21 protein-coding genes are annotated in these 21,394 nt (G+C 38.0%); 13 read left to right on the top strand and 8 right to left on the bottom strand.

Features of this window, described 5'->3' with window-relative positions; genetic code table 11:
• Nucleotides 1–108: 108 nt before the first annotated feature.
• Nucleotides 109–549 (bottom strand): hypothetical protein, encoded by a 441-nt coding sequence (locus ACOQO1_RS09550; protein ID WP_420602649.1) that lies wholly within the window; start codon nucleotides 547–549, stop codon nucleotides 109–111.
• A gap of 93 nt (nucleotides 550–642) precedes the next feature.
• Between ACOQO1_RS09550 and rsgA the strand changes: the two genes are divergently transcribed.
• The 12 genes from rsgA (at nucleotide 643) to ACOQO1_RS09490 (ending at nucleotide 13,653) form a co-directional block, all read left to right on the top strand.
• Entirely contained in the window at nucleotides 643–1,587 is a 945-nt protein-coding gene (gene rsgA, locus ACOQO1_RS09545) for a ribosome small subunit-dependent GTPase A (RefSeq protein WP_420602648.1), read from the top strand.
• 6 nt (nucleotides 1,588–1,593) lie between these two features.
• Nucleotides 1,594–2,046: a D-aminoacyl-tRNA deacylase gene (dtd, locus tag ACOQO1_RS09540; RefSeq protein ID WP_420602647.1), complete on the top strand. Its 453-nt coding sequence runs from the start codon at nucleotides 1,594–1,596 to the stop codon at nucleotides 2,044–2,046.
• Nucleotides 2,047–2,126: 80 nt separating this feature from the next.
• Entirely contained in the window at nucleotides 2,127–4,034 is a 1,908-nt protein-coding gene (locus ACOQO1_RS09535) for a DUF3857 domain-containing protein (protein WP_420602646.1), read from the top strand.
• On the top strand, nucleotides 4,034–5,974 hold the full coding sequence (locus tag ACOQO1_RS09530; RefSeq protein ID WP_420602645.1) for a transglutaminase domain-containing protein: 1,941 nt from the start codon (nucleotides 4,034–4,036) through the stop codon (nucleotides 5,972–5,974). Before ACOQO1_RS09535 ends, ACOQO1_RS09530 begins: the two co-directional genes overlap by 1 nt.
• Nucleotides 5,975–5,977: 3 nt before the next feature.
• A complete protein-coding gene (locus tag ACOQO1_RS09525) occupies nucleotides 5,978–6,304 on the top strand; it encodes a nucleotide pyrophosphohydrolase (protein ID WP_420602644.1) in 327 nt (108 codons plus the stop codon).
• Nucleotides 6,305–6,372: 68 nt separating this feature from the next.
• Complete coding sequence (aroA, locus tag ACOQO1_RS09520) at nucleotides 6,373–7,596, top strand: 3-phosphoshikimate 1-carboxyvinyltransferase (protein WP_420602643.1); 1,224 nt, start codon at nucleotides 6,373–6,375, stop codon at nucleotides 7,594–7,596.
• A 93-nt stretch (nucleotides 7,597–7,689) separates the two neighbouring features.
• Nucleotides 7,690–8,739, top strand: a complete 1,050-nt coding sequence (queA, locus tag ACOQO1_RS09515; protein WP_420602642.1) for a tRNA preQ1(34) S-adenosylmethionine ribosyltransferase-isomerase QueA — start codon at nucleotides 7,690–7,692, stop codon at nucleotides 8,737–8,739.
• A 90-nt stretch (nucleotides 8,740–8,829) separates the two neighbouring features.
• The gene (rlmN, locus tag ACOQO1_RS09510; RefSeq protein WP_420602641.1) at nucleotides 8,830–9,870 is read left to right on the top strand and encodes a 23S rRNA (adenine(2503)-C(2))-methyltransferase RlmN; all 1,041 of its coding nucleotides are present in this window, start codon (nucleotides 8,830–8,832) and stop codon (nucleotides 9,868–9,870) included.
• Between the two features lie 156 nt (nucleotides 9,871–10,026).
• Nucleotides 10,027–11,004: a polyprenyl synthetase family protein gene (locus ACOQO1_RS09505; protein ID WP_420602640.1), complete on the top strand. Its 978-nt coding sequence runs from the start codon at nucleotides 10,027–10,029 to the stop codon at nucleotides 11,002–11,004.
• A 175-nt stretch (nucleotides 11,005–11,179) separates the two neighbouring features.
• Nucleotides 11,180–11,752: an RNA polymerase sigma factor gene (locus tag ACOQO1_RS09500; protein ID WP_420602639.1), complete on the top strand. Its 573-nt coding sequence runs from the start codon at nucleotides 11,180–11,182 to the stop codon at nucleotides 11,750–11,752.
• 5 nt (nucleotides 11,753–11,757) lie between these two features.
• Entirely contained in the window at nucleotides 11,758–12,492 is a 735-nt protein-coding gene (locus ACOQO1_RS09495; protein WP_420602638.1) for a hypothetical protein, read from the top strand.
• A 90-nt stretch (nucleotides 12,493–12,582) separates the two neighbouring features.
• The gene (locus ACOQO1_RS09490; protein ID WP_420602637.1) at nucleotides 12,583–13,653 is read left to right on the top strand and encodes a hypothetical protein; all 1,071 of its coding nucleotides are present in this window, start codon (nucleotides 12,583–12,585) and stop codon (nucleotides 13,651–13,653) included.
• 90 nt (nucleotides 13,654–13,743) lie between these two features.
• Here ACOQO1_RS09490 and ACOQO1_RS09485 read toward each other — a convergent pair whose 3' ends face one another.
• The 5 genes from ACOQO1_RS09485 to ACOQO1_RS09465 are packed head-to-tail and all read right to left on the bottom strand — an operon-like array spanning nucleotide 13,744 to nucleotide 16,493.
• Nucleotides 13,744–14,004, bottom strand: coding sequence for a zinc-ribbon domain-containing protein (locus ACOQO1_RS09485; protein ID WP_420602636.1), 261 nt, complete (start codon nucleotides 14,002–14,004; stop codon nucleotides 13,744–13,746).
• A gap of 22 nt (nucleotides 14,005–14,026) precedes the next feature.
• Nucleotides 14,027–14,362, bottom strand: a complete 336-nt coding sequence (locus tag ACOQO1_RS09480) for a DUF6150 family protein (RefSeq protein ID WP_420602635.1) — start codon at nucleotides 14,360–14,362, stop codon at nucleotides 14,027–14,029.
• A gap of 57 nt (nucleotides 14,363–14,419) precedes the next feature.
• Nucleotides 14,420–15,058: a hypothetical protein gene (locus tag ACOQO1_RS09475; protein ID WP_420602634.1), complete on the bottom strand. Its 639-nt coding sequence runs from the start codon at nucleotides 15,056–15,058 to the stop codon at nucleotides 14,420–14,422.
• A 13-nt stretch (nucleotides 15,059–15,071) separates the two neighbouring features.
• Nucleotides 15,072–15,740: a hypothetical protein gene (locus ACOQO1_RS09470; RefSeq protein WP_420602633.1), complete on the bottom strand. Its 669-nt coding sequence runs from the start codon at nucleotides 15,738–15,740 to the stop codon at nucleotides 15,072–15,074.
• A 6-nt stretch (nucleotides 15,741–15,746) separates the two neighbouring features.
• A complete protein-coding gene (locus tag ACOQO1_RS09465) occupies nucleotides 15,747–16,493 on the bottom strand; it encodes a class I SAM-dependent methyltransferase (protein WP_420602632.1) in 747 nt (248 codons plus the stop codon).
• Between the two features lie 227 nt (nucleotides 16,494–16,720).
• Here ACOQO1_RS09465 and dnaG point away from each other — a divergent pair, with 227 nt between their 5' ends.
• Nucleotides 16,721–18,694, top strand: coding sequence for a DNA primase (gene dnaG, locus ACOQO1_RS09460; protein WP_420602631.1), 1,974 nt, complete (start codon nucleotides 16,721–16,723; stop codon nucleotides 18,692–18,694).
• 59 nt (nucleotides 18,695–18,753) lie between these two features.
• On the opposite strand, the gene ACOQO1_RS09455 is transcribed toward dnaG, so the two are convergent.
• Nucleotides 18,754–19,938, bottom strand: coding sequence for a trans-sulfuration enzyme family protein (locus ACOQO1_RS09455; protein ID WP_420602630.1), 1,185 nt, complete (start codon nucleotides 19,936–19,938; stop codon nucleotides 18,754–18,756).
• A 9-nt stretch (nucleotides 19,939–19,947) separates the two neighbouring features.
• Nucleotides 19,948–21,384 (bottom strand): Na+/H+ antiporter NhaC, encoded by a 1,437-nt coding sequence (nhaC, locus tag ACOQO1_RS09450; RefSeq protein WP_420602629.1) that lies wholly within the window; start codon nucleotides 21,382–21,384, stop codon nucleotides 19,948–19,950.
• Nucleotides 21,385–21,394 lie beyond the last annotated feature (10 nt).

Raw genomic sequence — 21,394 nt, 5'->3', positions numbered from 1 at the left:
TTTCTATACCAAAAAGACAATTGCATGGGGTAAAGGGTTGCATTTAGGGAAATAAAAAAGCCCTTTGCTCAAGCAAAGGGCTTCGTATATGGCTAAAATCTTTAGATTTTATTTCTTAAAAATGTATCGGGTAATAAAAATACCTTGACCATCACCTTTCCCGCCTTCACTTTCTACGGCGCTGTTTACAAAGGCCAATTCCCATCCATTGGCAACCATATCATTGATCATAGAAGTAATCAAGGCATCATTGGCAGCAATATTTTGGAATCGGATACCACCAAGGTTATAGAAGTTCAACAGTTTGGTTTCTTCAAAATTCTTTACACGGATATCCCCTCTTTTTGATTTGTTTCGGGTGTTGTCCTCCTCAGTCTGTACACTGGTATATTCCCTGTAATCTTTATCCTCCAAGGCATTAACGATTCTGGAACGTCCCAGACCGTTTGGTACAATGGATTCCACGCTGGTAATAACCTTAAATTGTTGTGCATTCATTTCAACTGTTGCAGCTAGGGCTATCACTGCGATAAAAAAGATTTTTTTCATGATTAAATTATTTTGGTTTAATAAACTGTTAACTACATATATCGTACCAATAAGAGGATTATTGTTTCTTTGCAATGAAAATGTTAAAAAATAATGTTGGGAACTGTCTATAAATCTACTGGAAGCTGGTACACTGTTAAAACAGAGGACGGTAGTTTTTATGAATGCCGAATCAAGGGCAAGTTCCGAATTAAAGGTATTAAAAGCACAAACCCTGTTGCCGTGGGCGACATTGTAACTTTTGATTTGAAGGAGATTGGTGACGAAAAAGTTGCCGTTATTTCCGAAATTAAGGAACGCAAGAACTACATCATCCGAAAATCCGTAAACCTATCTAAACAGACACATATTATTGCAGCCAATTTGGATCAGGTTTTTCTGTTGATTACATTGAACAACCCACCTACATTTACCAGCTTTATAGACCGTTTTTTGGTTACTGCGGAGGCTTATGGCATTCCTGTGGTGCTTTTGTTTAATAAGATGGATATTTACGATGATGGGGAAATGGTTGAGGTGGATTATTTGGTGCAGTTGTACAAAGAAATTGGATATCATTGCATAGATATTGCGGCCAAGGAGGGTGTTAATGTGGAATTGGTGAAGGAATTGATGGTGGATAAAACCAGCATGTTTGCAGGTCATTCCGGTGTAGGAAAATCCACTTTGGTCAATGCATTGGAACCTGGGTTAAAACTAAAAACTGCAGAAATTTCAGAACAACATTTACAAGGTCAGCACACCACAACCTTTGCCGAAATGTATGATCTTTCCTTTGGTGCAAGAATTATAGACACACCTGGAATCAAGGGATTTGGTATTGTGGATATGGATCAGGACGAGATTGGCGATTATTTCCCCGAGTTCTTTAAACTCAAATCAGAGTGCAAATTCAACAATTGCCTTCATTTGGACGAACCTAAATGCGCCATCAAGAAAGCACTGGAAAATGATGAAATCTCTTGGAGTCGATATCGAAGTTATGTACAAATGGTAACGGGGGAGGACGAAAATTATAGAGTGGATATTTATAAATAACAAGGATTGAGAGCAGTTGTACAACGCGTTTCAAGGGCTAGCGTAACAGTTGAGGGCAAAACTATTTCAAGCATTGAAAATGGACTCCTTGTCCTTTTGGGCATTGAGGATGCGGATGGCAAGGAAGATATAGATTGGCTGTCCAAGAAAATTACTAATCTTCGCATTTTTGGAGATGATGATGGTGTTATGAACCGTTCCGTTCTAGATGTTGAGGGAGATATTATAGTGGTAAGTCAGTTTACGCTACATGCGCTTACCAAAAAAGGAAATCGGCCATCATACATCAAGGCATCCAAGCCTGAAGTAGCCATTCCAATTTATAAGGCTTTTGTGAAGCAATTGGAAATGACCCTAGGAAGAAAAGTTGGAACAGGAATTTTTGGGGCCGATATGAAAGTGGATTTGCTTAACAACGGGCCTGTAACTATTCTAATTGACACAAAAAACAGGGAATAGGGGCTGTTAGTCGAAATTGTTTTTATATTTTGTGAGAAAATTAACAATTTAGCGCTACACAATTCAACCTACCAATCTTAATGCGAATTCTTACTTTTTTTCTATTCTTAGCCAGTATACAATTTTCTTTTTCACAAAATTACAGTTACAGCACCATTCCTGAAGAACTTCTAAAGAATGCCAATGCTATTGCGAGGTTGGATGAAATGAACATCCAAATAGAGGCCATTGATAAAATGACCTATAACGTAAGGCAGGTTGTGACTGTGCTCAATAAAGAAGGGGATAGGTATGCAAGAACATCGGCATCCTATGATAAGCAAAGGAAAATAAAAAAGATAGAGGCGTTTGTATATGATGGTTCTGGTGAAGAACTGGAGCATATCAAAAGAAAAGATTTTAGGGATATTGCTGCCGTCGACGGATTTTCCCTGTACTTGGATGACCGAATTCTTTATTATAGATATGTTCCAACACAATACCCTTACACCCTTGAGTTCACTTATGAGATAGAAACCACCGATACGGGTGCATTTCCTTCTTGGTATTTTGTTTCAGGATATGGGCTTAGTGTGGAAAAAAGTAACTACACAATTTCGTATCCGTCGGAGGAGTTAAAACCAATAATCAAGGAACAAAACCTATCTGGGATAGCATTTCAAAAAACAAATGATTCCAATATTACAGGTTACACATCGGATGGCATTGCGGCCATTAAACAAGAGAGTTTAAGTCCTCCGTTTAATAAGCTTTCACCAAAATTATCCGTGCGACTGCCCAATTTTCATTACAAAGGGTTTAATGCCAAAATTGACAATTGGAAAGAAATGGGGATTTGGATAGATGAGAAACTCTTATCCGGAAGGACAAAATTGGACGAAGGAACCATTGCTAAAGCAAAAACGCTTGTAAACGGAATTGAAGACGATTTGGAAAAGGCCAAGATTATTTACCAATATGTGCAGGAAAATACCAGATATATCAGTGTCCAGATAGGAATTGGTGGTTTTCAGCCCATTAGTGCAGTTGAGGTGGATAGAGTTAAATATGGAGATTGCAAAGGACTTTCCAATTATACAAAAGCATTGTTGGAGGCGGTTAACGTTGAATCTTATTATGCAGTTGTCCAAGCGGGAAATACCAAGGTGGATTTTGAAGACGATTTTGCTGATTTGATTCAAGGAAACCATGCAATTTTGGCCATTCCCTATAACAATAAATTGCATTGGATAGATTGTACCTCACAAGTACATCCTTTTGGATTTATCGGTGATTTTACGGATGACAGAAAAGTGCTTGTTGTTAAACCTGAGGGAGGTGAAATAGTTAGGACCACTGCATATATCAATGAAGATAACCATCAAAAAGTTGAAGGGAAATATAAGATTTTGGAAGATCTTTCCATTGTGGGTGAAACAACAATTAAAACCCAAGGTGTTCAGTACGATAACCGTTTTGGCCTGGAAACCGATTCAAAAGAAGATGTAATTAAACATTACAAGAATGCATGGAACAACATTAATGGACTTAAAATAAAGACTTACAATTTTGATAATGATAAAAATAAAATAGTCTTTACCGAAGAAGTGACTATGGAAGCAACAGATTATGTTTCCAAAACAGGGGAAGATTTGATATTTACGTTAAACGCATTTAACAACAATAATTATGTTCCCACCAGATACAGGAACAGGAAAATGCCCTTTAGAATTCAGAGAGGATATTTGGACGAAGATGAATATGTTATTGAAATACCGGAAAGCTTTCAATTTAATGCGCTTCCTGCAAAAATTGCAAAAGAGACAAAATTTGGTTCTTATGAAATGGAGGTTCTAAAGAAAAATGAAAACCAACTCTTGTATAAAAGAAAATTGTTGATAAAAAAAGGAGATTATACCAAGGAAGAATATGGTGACTATAGGTCATTTAGAAGATTTATTGCCAAGAACGACAACCAAAAGATTGTTTTAACAAACCAAAAACAGTAATGAAAAAAAACCTTTTTATCCTACTCCTGATTGTAGCGGGAAATCTAAAAGCGCAAGATTATAAATTTGGAAAGGTTTCCAAAGAAGAGCTTCAAGAAACGGTGTATGCCAAAGATTCATCAGCGGTAGCAGCTTATCTCTACAAAAAAAGAAGCTCATACCACAGGTATATAAAAGGGCAGGGACTGGAGCTTATCACCGAAGTTCATAAACGCATAAAAATCTATAATACTGAAGGCTTCGATTTTGCAACGGAGACCATCAATTTATACCAAGGTAGTGGTGATGAGGAAAAAGCTTCTTCCATTAAGGGCTATACATACACATTGGAGAATGGTGAAGTTGTCAAAACAAAGCTTAGTAAAGATGGGGTATTTAAATCCAAATATTCCAAGAATACGAATCAGGTAAAATTTACCATGCCTAATGTCAAAGCAGGTTCGGTGGTTGAATTTGAGTATAAAATTTCATCTCCCTACGTTCAGAACATAGATGAATTTATATTCCAACATTCCATTCCAATAAAGAAATTGGATGCAAGTATGAAGATTTTGGAGTATTTCAAATTCAACCAAAGGCAAAAAGGATTCCTCCCACTGATTCCTAAAATTGAAAAAATCAGAGATCATACATTAGACGCTTCAATAACACAGACCTCATTTAACCTTACTGATGTTCCGGCCCTAAAAGAAGAGAGTTTTGTCTCGAGCATAAAAAACTTCCGTTCTGGGGTGAAATTTGAAATAGTTTCTTTGGAAATACCCGGGAGTATTCACAGGGTATATTCCAAAACTTGGGATGATGTTGTCGAAACGATATACAATAGCAGTTCTTTTGGAGATGAATTGAATAAGGAAAAGTATTTTAAAGAAGAATTGGATGTGGTTCTACAAGGTGTTTCGGATCCAGAAGAAAGAATAAAAAGGGTATTGACATTTGTAAAACAAAAAGTAAAGTGGAATTCCTATAAAGGATTTAGTGCTTACGAGGGAGTTAGAAAAGCATATAAAGAAGGTACGGGTAACAGTGCAGATATTAATTTAATGCTGGTGGCCATGTTAAAATATGCCAGAATAACAGCACATCCGGTGCTCGTAAGTACAAGGGATCATGGAGTTCCGTTGTTTCCAACCCTTAATGGATACAACTATGTGGTTGCCGCGGCAAAAATTGGTAGTGAATATTTTCTTTTAGATGCCACAAGTGTATATAGTACTTTGGATGTTTTGCCAACTAGAGCCTTGAATTGGTACGGAAGAATGGTTTCTGAGGATGGGAATTCCATTGAAATGGATTTAATGCCAAAGAAAAAATCCTTGGATGCGGTTATGATGAATGTCGATTTGCATGAGGATGGTTCTTTTGATGCCCAATACAGGCAACAGTATACCAATAACAATGCTATGTTATATAGAAACATGTATAACAAAGGCACCGAGGATTCTTTTTTGGAAGAACTTGAAAAAAAACAAGGAGATATAGAAATATCAGACTTTGACCTAAAAAATAATGCAGATTTGGATAAACCCATTGTTCAGAGCTATAACATATTTAAAGAAGATGCATTTGAATCTATAGCAGGCAAACTATATTTCTCCCCCATGTTCCATTTGTGCACCACAGAAAACCCTTTTAAATCTGAAAAAAGGGAATATCCCATAGATTATGGGTTTCCTTGGGAAGATAAATACATCATCACCATAAAAATCCCAGAGGGGTATAAAGTGGAGTCATTACCCGCTCCAATGGCCATAGCACTTCCGGACAATATGGGGTCTTTTAAATATAATTTGTCCTCTAACAATAATACGGTCAATTTACGAGCTTCCATTAGTGTCAATACAGCAATAATGCCGGCTCTATATTATGATGGATTAAAGGAATTTTATAGACAACTTGTAGAAAAAGAATCAGAAAAGGTAGTTTTGTCTAAAATCTAGATTATGAACATTCAAAACGCCCAAAAAGCTGTTGATGAGTGGATTAAAAACCACGGAGTACGTTATTTTAATGAGCTTACCAATATGGCCCAACTTACGGAGGAAGTGGGTGAAGTGGCCAGAATAATAGCTAGACGCTATGGGGAACAGAGTGAAAAAGAATCAGACAAGACCAAAGATTTGGGCGAAGAATTGGCAGATGTATTGTTTGTAGTGCTATGTCTGGCCAACCAAACAGGAATAGATTTACAGGAATCATTTGATAAAAAACTGGATCTGAAAACAAAACGGGACCATGATCGTCACCAGAATAACGAAAAACTTAAATAAAACAGGTTACATCACAGCTTAATAAAGGTGTTTTTTCTAGCTTTGGGCTTTCAATCAAATTAAAACCATTGAGACTCCAACTTTCCTTTCCTGCCAATAAAAAAATAACCAAAGCAATAAAGATTACGGGCTCCAAAAGTGAGACGAACCGATCTTTATTGCTACAAGCTCTTTTTCCTAATGTCAACATTGAAAACCTGTCCAATTCAGATGATGGCCAGGTCATGCAAAAGGGATTGGCAACATCCCATGGTGAGGTCGACATTCACCATGCAGGAACCGCAATGCGATTTTTAACGGGGTACTTTGCCTCCCAAGTTGGAAAAGAAGTGGTCTTGACGGGTTCGAAACGTATGAAAGAGCGTCCAATAAAGGTTTTGGTCGATGCCCTTCGTGAACTGGGCGCTCAAATTGAATATGAAGGTGAAGAAGGCTGTCCTCCCATTAAAATAAAGGGGAAAAAGCTGGATAAAAGCAAAGTGTCTCTACCAGCAAATATCAGTAGTCAGTACATTTCATCACTATTGCTCATTGCGCCAAGTCTTCAAAATGGTCTGGAATTGGAACTTATAGGTAAGATTACCTCAGTGCCATATATTAAAATGACTTTGGCACTTTTGGAGGAGATAGGTGTGGACACAGAATTTGAGGCAAATACCATAAAAGTAGCTCCAAAGGAACAAGTGAAAAACACAACTTTGGTAGTAGAATCAGATTGGAGTTCGGCAAGCTATTTTTATAGCATTGCTGCCATGTGTGAAGTGGGTACTGAAATCAAATTGTCCTCTTATAAGGAAAATTCGTTGCAGGGTGATAGCGTTTTGGCAAAACTCTACAAAGATTTTGGAGTGGAAACCAAGTTTTCCAATAACCAGATTACCCTATCCAAGGTTAAGGAGTGTGGGCTTAATACGGTTAATTATGACTTGTCCAATGCCCCTGATATAGCACAGACCATTTCCGTTACCTGTTTGGGGCTGGGAATGGGGTGTCACCTCACAGGCCTGCACACACTTCCCATAAAAGAGACCGATCGTTTGGCGGCGATGAAGATAGAATTAGAAAAATTTGGGGCAAAAGTGGACATTGACTCCGAAAGCCTTACGCTACAACCAACAAAAGAGATCCTTTCTGGAGTATCGGTAGATACCTATAATGATCATCGAATGGCCATGGCATTTGGTCCCTTGGCAATTAAAACAACCTTTGCCGTCAATGATGCCGGGGTAGTTTCCAAGTCGTATCCAGATTTTTGGAATGATCTTAAAACCCTCGGTTTTAGTGTTCAGTAAATGTAATTTGCATTTAATCACCAAATTACTTGACATCCCCTATACCGAGATTGTATATTTGCCCTCTTTTAAGAAAAACCAAAATAGCTCTACATGAAATTATCAAACTTCAACTTTGAATTACCCAAGGAATTATTGGCTGAATATCCTGCAGAAAACAGGGATGAATCCAAATTGATGGTGATTCACAGAGAAACAGGAAAAATTGAACACAAAATGTTCAAAGATCTTATTGATTATTTTGATGAAGGAGATGTAATGGTCTTGAACAATACAAAAGTATTTCCTGCAAGATTATACGGTAACAAGGAAAAAACCGGAGCGCGTATAGAGGTGTTTTTGCTGCGTGAACTAAATCAAGAACAGCGCCTTTGGGATGTTTTGGTAGACCCTGCAAGAAAAATAAGAATTGGTAACAAACTTTATTTTGGAGAAGATGAGAGTTTGGTGGCAGAAGTGATAGACAACACAACTTCCAGAGGAAGAACCCTTCGTTTTCTTTATGACGGGTCGTATACCGATTTTAGAAGAAAACTTCGTGAGTTAGGAGAAACTCCACTTCCTAAGTACATAAAAAGGGATGTTGAACCGGAAGATGAAGAACGTTACCAAACCATTTATGCCAAATACGAAGGTGCCGTAGCGGCTCCAACGGCTGGATTGCACTTTTCTAAACATTTGTTGAAACGTTTGGAAATCAAAGGAGTCGATTTTGCCGAAGTAACCCTTCATGTTGGTCTGGGAACCTTCAACCCGGTTGAGGTAGAGGACCTGTCCAAACATAAAATGGATAGTGAGGAGTTGGTGATTGACGAGAAAGCTACCGAAGTGGTGAACAATGCAAAAACGAATAAAAAACGTGTTTGTGCAGTGGGAACTACAGTAATGAGAGGACTGGAAAGCGCTGTATCATCAGAACATACCTTGAATACTTTTGAGGGGTGGACAAACAAGTTCATATTCCCTCCATATGATTTCAGTATTGCCAACTGTATGATTACCAATTTCCATTTGCCAAAATCTACATTATTGATGATGGTTTCGGCATTTATTGGACACGACTTAATGAAAAAGGCCTATAAACAGGCCATTTTAGAAGGATATCGTTTTTACTCCTACGGAGACGCGATGTTGATCATATAAAAATGAAATGCCCATTTAAGTGGGACCATAAGGCAAAATCCCGTTCAGCAAGTGAGCTTTTCGGGATTTTTTCTTGATTATATTTGACTTGTGGAAATCAAAAAAAGAGACATAAGGGCACTTACCAAAGAACAGCTACGCGACTTTTTTGTAGCGCAGGGCGATAAAGCTTTTCGTGGTAACCAAGTGTATGAATGGTTGTGGCAAAAATCAGCATACTCCTTTGATGCCATGACCAATATTTCCAAAGAGACAAGGAAGATGTTGGAAGATAATTTTGTAATCAACCACATTCAAGTAGATCAAATGCAGCGCAGTTCCGATGGGACCATTAAAAATGCTGTACGACTTCATGATGGATTGATAGTGGAGTCCGTTCTTATTCCCACGGAAACAAGAACAACAGCTTGTGTTTCAAGCCAGGTAGGCTGTAGCTTGGATTGCCGGTTTTGTGCCACCGCACGGTTAAAGCGTATGCGGAACCTAAATCCGGACGAGATCTATGATCAAGTGGTCGCTATAGACAATGAAAGCCGATTGTATTTTGACAGACCGTTGAGCAATATTGTTTTTATGGGAATGGGAGAGCCATTGATGAATTATAACAATGTGTTGAAGGCAATTGATAAAATCACTTCCCCTGAAGGTTTGGGCATGTCACCCAAGCGTATTGTAGTTTCCACCTCTGGTGTTCCCAAAATGATCAAAAAGATGGCGGATGAAGAGGTGAAGTTTGGATTGGCAGTTTCACTGCATTCGGCAATTGATGAGGTACGAACATCCATTATGCCATTTAATGCTACTTTCCCTTTAAAAGATTTGCGCGAAGCCCTGGAATATTGGTATAGCAAGACCAAAAATAGGATTACCTATGAATATGTGGTGTGGGAAGGAATCAATGACACTCAAGAAGCTGCCAATGCTTTGGTCAAATTTTGCAAGTTTGCCCCTTCAAAAGTAAATCTGATCGAATATAACCCTATTGATGACGGTGAATTTCAGCAGGCATCCAACCAAGCTGTAGAAATGTACCAACGCACTTTGGAAAAAAACGGAATAACGGTCACCGTTAGAAGATCACGGGGAAAAGATATTGATGCAGCCTGTGGACAGTTGGCCAATAAAAGCTAAATTCAATTATCACAGTTTATGATAAACTGTTTAATGTCCACAGCATTTCACCGAAGGTTTTGCCATGCCATCCTAAAACTTGGAACATCCAGCAACGAACTCTATCATTTTCCCTACTTTTAGGCTTTCAAACCAGATTAACCAAACACGGTTGCATTGAAGGTAGTTTCGCAGATTAGGGAGCCCATTGAACAAGAAATGGAACTTTTTGAAGATAAGTTCCTGAAGTCCATGTCTTCAAAAGTGGCATTGTTCAATAGAATAACGTACTACATCGTCAATAGAAAAGGGAAGCAAATGCGTCCCATGTTTGTGTTTCTTACAGCGAAAGTGATCAATGATGGCATTGTGAACGATAGAACATATTGTGGAGCATCCATTATTGAGTTGATTCATACCGCAAGTTTGGTTCATGATGATGTGGTGGACGATAGCCATAAAAGAAGAGGATTTTTCTCCATTAATGCCCTTTGGAAGAACAAAATTGCCGTTTTGGTTGGCGACCTGCTGTTCTCTAAAGGAGTTCAAGTAGCGTTGGAAAATAAGGATTATGACCTTTTGCAAATTATTTCGGATGCTGTCAAGGATATGAGCGAAGGAGAATTGCTTCAGATAGAAAAAGCAAGACTCCTTGATATTACCGAAGAAGTGTATTACGAAATCATTCGCCAAAAAACAGCAACTTTGATAGCTGCCTGTTGCAGTATGGGGGCTTGTTCCGTTAAACCGGATTCAGAACACGTAGAAACTTTTAGAAAATTTGGGGAGCTTTGTGGCATGGCCTTTCAAATAAAAGATGACCTGTTTGATTATGGGGCCGACAAGATTGGAAAGCCTACGGGAATAGATATCAAAGAGCAAAAAATGACCCTTCCACTGATTTATGTTTTAAACCAAAGCAATAAGGAAAAAAAGCGCTGGTTGATCAACTCCATTAAAAATCACAATAAGGATAAAAAGAGGGTGAAAGAGGTCATTGCCTATGTAAAGGAAATGGGAGGATTGGAATATGCCGTCTCCAAAATGCTGGAGTTTAAGGATGAAGCATTATCCTTGTTGGACAACTACCCAGATTCCAACTATAAAGATGCCCTTACCTTGATGGTCAATTATGTGGTTGATCGCAAAAAATAAATCGCAATAAAGGTATTTACCTGTCATATCGAGCGCAGTCGAGATATGCTTTCAGTTAAAAAAAAATGAATTTGGTTGTATGTGAACATGACCAAAAACAAAAAAATCCTATACCTAGACAACCTTTTTAAAAACTACCGCGTCTATCTTTATAGAAAACAAACCAAGACCACTTTTGAAAATTGTGTCATTATATACCAACGAAAAGCTTTTGATTAAAAAAGCTGTAGCTGGAAACCAGCGAATACAAAGGCAATTGTATGAAAAGTATGCACCCAAAATGTTGGGTGTTTGTAGACAATATATCAAGGATCTACAATTTGCGGAAGATGTTATGATAAATGGGTTTGTAAAGGTTTTTCAAAACTTGAAATCCTTTCAGCATAAAGGAAGTTTTGAAGGGTGGATCAGGAAAATTATGATTAGGGAGAGTATTTCCTATTTACGAAAAAAACAATTTGTGGTCTATGATGATGAGGTTTATGAGTCTAAATCCAAGGAATTGGAAAATGACTCTTCATTATTGGATGTGGAATACGTACAACATTTGATTGACACATTGCCCGAAGGGTATAAAATGGTCTTTCTGTTGTATGCCATAGAAGGCTATAAGCATCATGAAATTGCAGAGATGCTAAAAATATCCGTAGGGACATCGAAATCCCAGTTGTTTAAAGCAAGAAAAATGCTTCAGGAAAATTTACAACTGAAAGGAATGTCACCTCGAGCACAGTCAAAAGGTAAATAGAAAAAATGATGGAAAAGTTGGAAAAGCATATCAAAGAAAAATTGGGAGAACGAAAGATCACCCCCTCTCCAAAGTCTTGGGATAAAATAGCTTCCCAAGTGGCTATAGATGAGAATCCAGGGCGAAGAAAATGGTTTCCCTATGCCATAGCGGCAAGCTTTATAGGTATCCTGATTGTTTCAATGCTGTTTTTTATATCAAAATCACCCGATAAAGACCCTATTCAGGTAGTGGAGGAAAACAAGTCGAAAAAGACCGGTGTTCAGTCAAAAGAAGAAATATTGGAGATAAAAACTAAGGAACAGGAACAATTGGAAGTTGTTGAAATAAATGCAAAAAAGGAGGTTCACCAAAGAGAAATGAAACAGGAAAGAACTTTGGAATCCACTTCTGAACAAGAATTGGTAGAGCATGTGGTAAAGCAACCCATCAATGATGATTTTTTACCTGAGTCTGATCCATTGATAGCTCAAAAGATCAATGAAATTGTGGAGCAAGTAGCGATTCTGGAAAGCACTAACACAGAGGTCACGGAAGCTGAAGTAGATGCTCTTTTAAGAACGGCCCAAAGAGAAATTCTTACGGAAAAACTTTTTGCTTCGGACGGTACAGTAGATGCCATGGCTTTATTGGCGGAAGCTGAGGACGAGCTGAACGAATCGTTTAGGGAACAAATTTTTGATGCCCTCAAAGATGGTTACTCCAAACTAAGAACAGCCGTGGCCGAACGAAACAATTAAAATATTCATCAATCAAAAACACCTTTTTAATTTTCCCATCTTGAGATTTTCAGGATGGGAGGTTAGAAAGGGCATAAATCAAAAACAATCATGAGTAAAATTACACTGTATTTAGCATCAATCTTAGTATTGCTTCTTTCCCAAACTGTGATGGCCCAAGAGGTTTATGAACGTAAGATAGAAGTCTTAAAGGCTCAAAAGGAGAAGATTACCGAGCAGGAAAAGGAAGCCCTGAAATTTGAGATAGAGGAAATCAACAAACGGTTGAAGAACAGGGATATTTCTGAAAGTGAAGCCAAAATATTAAAGGAAGCGGCGGCAAAGAAAAGAGCCTTGAATATTGAAAACAGAATTGGCATTATAGATAATCAAATTTCACTTCTGGAGCGTAATGAAGGCAAGACTCTGGCTAAAATAGAGGTGGATTCCCTTGATATAGACCGAATAGGTTTTACCATAGATGTTAATGGCGAACCTTTGGTTATTTCAAGATCACGTAGGTGGAAAAGGGAGATAAAATATGACAGACGCACCTATTCTGACTTTGTTTTTGCAATTGGATTGAACAATGCCTTGATAGAAGGGCAATCTTTGGACAATTCACCCTATAAAATTGGAGGAAGTCGGTTTTTTGAAATGGGTTGGCAGTGGCGTACTCGAGTATTTAGTAGATCAAATTGGTTGCGGTTCCATTACGGATTTTCATTTCAATTTAATGGTTTAAAACCGGATAACAACCAGATTTTTGTCCAAAATGGAAATCAGACCATGTTGGAAGAGTTTGAATTTGAATTGGACAAATCCAAATTACGAATGGACAACTTGGTATTTCCGGTACATTTTGAGTTTGGCCCCTCCAGATTGCGTAAAACCGAAAAAAGCATACGATATTCCATTCAGAACCAATTTAGAATGGGAATTGGCGGCTATGGGGGATTTAACTTGGGAACCCGGCAAAAACTAAAGTATAGCCGTGAAGGGGAACAGGTAAAAGATAAATTTAAACGGGATTACAATACCAGCGACCTCATTTATGGTCTAAGCGCTTACGCAGGCTTTGATGGGGTACTCCTATACATTAAATACGATTTAAATCCCATATTTAAGGATGCGGCCATAGAGCAAAACAACATTTCCTTGGGCTTTCGGTTTGATCTGTAACCAACCACCATTTTATCAGTTTGAGCGAGGTCGAGAACAATTGTTGCGTCTCGACTTCGCTTTACACCGTATTAAAAAAAAGAATCTGTTTTATAGTGCCCTTTCCATTTCGGAAGTAAATTCTTCCTTATAAAAACCGCGCTTGCAATGCGAACATTCCGCAAATTGGGATGTTTTCAGCTTAAAAATGGGAATCCAGAACAAATGCACATAGTTGGGTTGTGTGATAGCGGTCAAAGTCCCTGTTTGGGAACAATGTGGACATGAAACATTGGACAATGTTTTGGTCTGTTTTTTACCGGAACGTGTGCCGAAGAATAAAATCATCACTACAAAACTACTATTCTTCAAAAAACATGGCGATGTTTTTGAGTTAATACATGATATGCTGCTTGGATTTATCTTTCCAGCCCGCTTTATAAGCAGAGTCCACAAAATAAATTCTTAAATCGGCCTTATAATTGGAATCAACAAAGTAAATCTTCTTTTTTGCTTTATATTCAGCATCTGTGAAGAACCACTTGCCTTCATTTTCCTTGGTTTTGTACTCGGCATCTACTTTATAGACCAAAAGGTCTGCCTTATACTCTTGATCAACCACAAATACTTTAATATCTGCTTTATATGCTTGGTCGGTGGAATAGACCTTTTGTGCATGAATATCATGGGCTATAAACAGCATCGCGGCAAATGGAAGTATTCTTTTCATTGGTATGGATTTAACTTGATTATGCTGTTGATATCAAGTTTTGTTCCAAAAGGCATTTTAGTAACCGTCTAAATCCAAATATCCATTGGACCTAAGCCATTTTATCATCTCATTTCCAACTTGAAGATGTTCTGTTGAGTGATTAGGTACAATCTTGTTTTCAGACTTTAAAGATTCCTCTTTTATGGAATTACCACTACGCGCACTGAATTTTTTTGATAATTGCCTTAGTATTTGATCGTTTTTATAATAATATCTTTCTTCTGTTACCGATACTAAAGGTTTGCTATTATTGAAATGGTTATAACTTTGATATTCCGAATAGGAAAAGAATATCCTCTCTTGATCAAAATGGAATTGGTTTTTTCTAAAGAAGTTGCCATCAGGCCAATCCCATTTTGAAACCTCAATTTTTTTGACTTTGCCATTCCAAAAAAACACTGTTATCTCTGCATCCAAAGTAAAGTTTTTAACCGTATCCTTTAAATCTACTTCATAGGCACCGTGATAGGAAAGTACCCATAATTCTGGAACGTTGTCAAAAACTCTGTTTAGAATAATCCTTTTGGCATGGGGCAGTGAATCCTCAATATTTTGGTATTTGATCCTGATTTCTTGGATGTCAGATTCTATTGGCTGGCCTAAGCAGGTATTGAAAACCATGGTTAAAACAAGGGAGAGGAATTGTTTCTTCATTTTAACTTATGTTTTAATAGCCATCCAAGTTCAAATATCCATTGGAAAACAGGAATTGGATGATTTCATGCCCATCCTTAATATTTCCCATGTCGCCTTCAACAATATCAATTTCTTGGTTAGGAGCATTTTCAGATTTGCGTTTAATCTCATCTTTATTGTCATTTGGATGAATGGAAAAATTCTTTTCCAAATGTTTTATCAATTTTGAATGCTTATAGTAGTATCTTGATTCTGTAATGGTTGACAAACAATCATTCTCAATAGAGGAGTCATTATCCTGGAATTTTGTATTTGAGAAAAAAACTTCCCCATCGAAAAATTCGGGTCCATTATCAAAATAAAAAAACACCTCCCGGAAATTGGAATTATCAATGGCTTTTCCTGAGTATGCTAATTTTTTGATTTTGTTGTTCCAATAGTATACAATTAATACTGCATCTTCTTTATGATTTTTGGCACAATCCAAAAAATCTATCTTGAAAGTATCATGAAAGGAAAGAACCCATAACTGAGGATGGGTATTTGGTAATCTTTTTAATATAATTCTAGTGGCATGAATTAATGAATCCTCAATATTTTGGTATTTGGTTCTGATTTCTTGGATGTCAGATTCAACGGATTGGCTTAGACAGATGTTGGAGGCCATTATTAAAATGAAGGACAGGAATGGTTTTTTCATTTGTGTTTAAGCAGTTTTCTTGCAATGGTAGATTAGCTCGGCTGAATCAAAACCATATCTGTTTTGATCTTTAAGCGAAAAGGTATTTACGAAATCATCTTTGAATACCTCGAAACCAACTTTTTCAAGACGTTCTTGGTAATCTTTGCCATACCACCTCACATGATCATATTGGCCGAATTCTTTTTCCCGTTCTTTGGGATTGGTAATTGATGGATCTTCGTAGGTGACCTCCCTGGAATAATCTATGGGTACTTGAAAGATACCAAACCCACCACTCTTCATAACCCTAAATAATTCGGACATTGCTTTTTTGTCATCGGGAATATGTTCTAAAACGTGATTGCAAAGAATGAAGTCAAAATAATTGGATTGAAAAGGGATGTCGGTAATATCTCCTTTTAGTATTTTATGGGAGTTGGGATAGTTAAAACTATCTGGATATAAATCACAGGGATAATATTCAATAACCTCATTTTTGGACAGAATTTCAAAAAACTTTTTTTCAGGAGCAAAATGCAAAACCTTGATTGGCCTGTTTAATATGTCAAACTTGTCATTTAGATATTTCCAAATTAATCTGTGTCTTTGAAAAGAACCACAATTATAACATCTGGGTTTCTTTTTTCCTCTCCACCCAAACGTCTTAAACTTTTTAAAGCCGGATTCACATACACAGCAATATACGTTGTCGCCTTTGTACAGGTTTGAGTTTAGTTGCTGTTTAAAAAGGTCAAATGTTCTCTTTATCATGGAATGTGTACATTTTTTGAATTCTTTCAAAGAAATCGGTTAAGTGAGAATTTTGTGGCTTGTTTGAATATTTGCGTCTAGTGGAAAAAATTGGTATTAAAAATGGCAACAAGCTGGAGTTTGGGAGGGTTTAAATTGATGGATTGCCAATATGATCTGACCGAATGGTTATTTCTAGGAAAATTTCGTTTTTTACTTACCTTTAAAGGCTATTTCAAAGCACTGATTTGATTTCAAAAACTACCATAGATCAAGTATATGAAACTGCCCGTCTGGAGGAGGTCATCGGGGACTTTGTGCAATTGAAGAAATCGGGTTCCAATTTTAAGGGGCTGAGTCCCTTTACCGATGAACGCACCCCTAGCTTTATGGTTTCGCCTGTAAAGCAGATTTGGAAGGACTTTAGTAGTGGAAAAGGAGGCAATGTGGTGGCTTTTTTAATGGAGCATGAGCATTTTACCTACCCAGAGGCCATAAAATATCTGGCCAAGAAGTACAATATTGAGATTGAGGAAACCGAGCAGACCAATGAACAAAAGGAGCAGGCCAATGAAAGGGAAAGTATGTACTTGGTATCGGAATATGCCCAAAAGTACTTTTCAGAAACATTGTGGGACACCGAACCTGGCAAGGCCATAGGGCTCACCTATTTTAAAGAACGTGGGTTTACCGATGAAACCATAAAAAAGTTTGGTCTGGGCTATGGCCTGGATGAATGGGAAGCCTTTACCAAAACAGCCATGGACAATGGCTACCAATTGGAATTCTTGGAGAAAACTGGTTTGACCATAGTCAAGGAGCAAGCTGGGGGAGAATCCAGAAAATTTGACCGTTTTAAAGGCCGTGTACTTTTCCCGATACACTCTATGAGTGGTCGCGTGCTTGGTTTTGGGGGTAGAATCTTGACCAGCGATAAAAAAGCGGCCAAGTATTTAAACTCTCCGGAGAGCGATATTTACCATAAGAGCAAAGTGCTTTATGGTATCTATTATGCTAAACAGGCCATTGCGAAAGAGGATAATTGCTATTTGGTGGAAGGGTACACTGATGTAATCCAATTTTACCAAAGTGGTGTGCAGAATGTGGTGGCCTCCAGTGGAACAGCTCTGACTCCCGAGCAAATTCGGTTGATCAATAGGCTTACGAAGAACATTACCGTACTTTTTGATGGCGATGCTGCTGGTTTGCGGGCTTCGTTACGTGGAATAGACCTTATTTTAGAACAGGGAATGAACGTTAAGGTCTGTACCTTCCCCGAAGGGGAGGACCCAGATAGTTTTGCCAAAAACAATACCTATGAGGATTTGGTACTCTATTTAGAGGAAAATGCCAAGGATTTCATTCAGTTCAAGACTTCGCTTTTAGCAAAAGAGGCAGCAAATGACCCAATAAAACGGGCGGATACTGTTAGAGATATCGTAAATAGCATCAGCAAGATTCCTGACCGCATTAAAAAGGAAATCTATATTCAGGAGTGTTCCAAAATGATGCAGATTTCTGAAGAGGTACTCTACAATACGCTGGCACAAATAGATAAAAAAGGCTTTGCAGATGCTGCCAAAAAACTAAAACAAGAACAGAAAGCTTTTGAGGTCGTAAAAAATGAACAACCTGCTGAGAAGGTCGATGTTCAATACGAGTTGGAGAGAAAAATCATTGAAATGCTCCTTTTGTACGGAAATCAAAAGCAAGAGTTTGAAGATTTGGTACTAAAAGAAAACGAGGAAGGAGATTTAGTATTGGAACCTGAGATTGTAGAGGCTAAAGTATATGAAAAGGTATACTTGGACCTTCAGGAAGACGAAATTGAGCTGACCAATGAACAATTTAAGGCCATTTATTACAAACTTATTGAAGGATTGAACGAAAGTGAGGATTTTACCGTAAACACTTTTTTGGCCAATCTGGATCAAGAAATGGTAAATGAGGTTTCTTCAATTTTAATGGAGGAAGAGCGTTATGTGCTCCATGATTGGGAACGGAAAGACATTTATCCCAAGGAAAAAGGAGAGGGAGTGGCACAATTGGTAGGGGAGACCATACTTACACTACGCTGCAACCTGATAAAAAACCGAATTCTTAAACTTCAAAAAGGAACAGAGGGAAACAATGGTGATAATTCTGAGGTATTGGAAGAAATTGTGAACTACCTGCAGTTGAATAAACTATTGAATGCCAAACTGAACCGAGTACTTTCCTAAAATAAAAATCCCGAACAACTGCTCGGGATTTCCAATAAATTGTACTGAGCTGTCCAACATTATGAAATATTGGATAGATTATAATCAAGGTCTTTTATCAGATCTTCAGGTGATTCAAGCCCTATTGATATCCGCATATCTCCTAAACTTATTCCCATGCCTTCAAACTGTTCTTTGCTGAGCTCTTTTAAATAACTTATGGCAGGAGCATAAATTAGACTTTCATGCCCTCCCCAGCTAACACCTATTTGAAATAGGGACAGACCGTTGAAGAATTTCTTTATTTCATCCAAATTATTGGTTTTCAATTGAAAACTCATCAGCCCACTATACCCACTCATTTGTTTTTGTCCCAATTCATATTGAGGGAAACTCTTTAGTCCGGGATAATTCACTTTTTCAATCTTTGGATGTTTCTCTAGAAATTGAGCAATGGCCAATGCACTTTTTTGATGTTGCTCCATCCGTATTTTTAGTGTTCTCAAACTTCGCAACAGCAACCAAGCTTCAAACGGTGCAACCTTTGCCCCAAACAATTCAAATTCCCGAGTGAACAAATTGTCGATATCATTTTTGGAACCAATGACCACACCTGCAACAACATCGCTATGTCCACCAATGTATTTGGAACAGGAATGAATCTCCAAATCCACACCTAAACTCAACGGTTTTTGAAAAATTGGAGAAGCCCAGGTATTATCAATCACCGTTTTTATTCCGTTTGATTTGGCCAAACGACCAATTGCTTCAATATCTTGCAAACTTAATATTACGGAAGATGGACTTTCCAGATAGATTAGCGAGGTGTTTTCTTGAAGTGCATCTTCAAATTCATTAACATCGGTCCCAGAAACATAGGTAATCTCAATATCAAACTTGGGCTTAAAATAGGTTTGGAGCAAATTATTTGCTGGCCCATAGATGTTTTTCACGGTTATTATGTGGCTCCCTTTTTCTATACAGGACAGTATGGATGCGCTAATAGCGCCCATTCCGGAAGCGAATAATTTTGCAGAATCACCACCGGCTATTTGGGCCAATTTTTCCTCAACTATTCTGACGGAAGGGTTGTTTCCCCTAGTGTATATGTAATTGTTTATTCTATCATCAAAGGTCTTGTCCACATCGTCCCAACTTTCCATGGTGAACAGGGAATTTTGATAAATTGGAGGAACCACAGCGCCTTTACTATGCGCCTTTTTACCATCATGGACCAATAAGGTCTCCGTACTCAACTTTTTCATTCTTAACTATTATAATTTTTTGGGTGCTCTTTCATTTCGAAAACAGCCTATTCCTGTTATTGCGAGGAGAGGAGCAATAAAGATATTCAATAATGAAAGCAGTTGCCAATGCCAATAATCGGCATAACTTACCCCTAATGTTGCTACCACAAACAGGGTTGAGGCCGTCCATGGAATAAGTGTTTCGATCATGGTGCCATAATCTTCTATAGATCGGGACAATACTTTTCTTGATACGCCTAATTTATCGTAGGCGGGTTTAAAGGCATCTCCAATAATAAAGCTGGTGGCACTTTGGTTGGATGTGAAAGCATTGGTAAATGCGGTTGCAATTAAAGAAGAGATGATCAAGGTCCATTTTTTTTTCACTCCTTTAAAAACAATATTTACTAGGGTGGGCATAGCCTTGACCAAATCTAAAATTCCTATAAAAATAAACACCATAAAAGTGAAAAAGATGGCTTCGTTGAGGGCATACAGTCCTCCTCTGTTAAAAAGCGTGGCCACATTGTCGGGCACCGCTGTTTCCCATATAGCCATATCCACATGATACCCTTTTAAAAGGGTCTGTACCAAATCTTGCAAGGAATAATCCTGGAAAATAGCTGATAGTACACAGGCAGCAAAAGCCGAAAACAACATCACCGGAACGGTAGGTTTCCTTTTTATAGATCCATATAGGATTATGGCTGGTGGAATAATCAGCAAAACGTTAAAATTGAACAAGCTATTTATAGCTGTTAATGTCTCTTCGGAGGTTGCACTACTACCAATTTCAGCGGATGGAGGATAAACAAAGGACAAACTGAAAAAGATAGTTGCTGCTATTATTGCAGAAGGCACGGTTGTATACATCATTGAGTGAATGTGATCGTACAACTTCACCCCTGTAGCCGCGGAAGCAAGATTGGTGGTATCGGATAATGGGGACATTTTATCACCAAAAAAAGCGCCTCCTATTATGGCCCCGGCGGTGATTCCCAAATCAACTCCAGCGATGGATGCAATACCGATAACGACCACACCAATTGTAGCTATGGATCCCCATGAAGTTCCAGTGAGCATTGAAAATACAATGGAGACAATAAATGCGATGATATAAATGTAATCGGGGTTGATTATTTTGATTCCGTAGTACACAAACATTGGGATTGTACCAGAAATCATCCAAGAACCTATCAGAATTCCTATGGAGAAGAAAATGAGTATGATAGGAAAGCCTTTAGCTATTTTTTTAACGACCGCCTTTTGAATTTGTTTCCACGTATACCCAAGAATCATTAGCTGGGATGCGGAAAAAACGGCAGCCAGTAAAAAAATGATTTCTAAGGGGAACTGTTTGAGTCCTAAATAATTTGGACCGATTACCAGACCAAACGAAATAAGTACAAACAAAAAAATGACGGGTAGTAGAAGTTGGTAGGTTTTTAGGTTAGAATGCTCCAAACTTTATATC

The sequence above is a fragment of the Flagellimonas sp. genome (assembly GCF_965222555.1).
GTDB lineage: Bacteria > Bacteroidota > Bacteroidia > Flavobacteriales > Flavobacteriaceae > Flagellimonas.
This window is presented reverse-complemented; position numbering and strand designations above follow the sequence as displayed.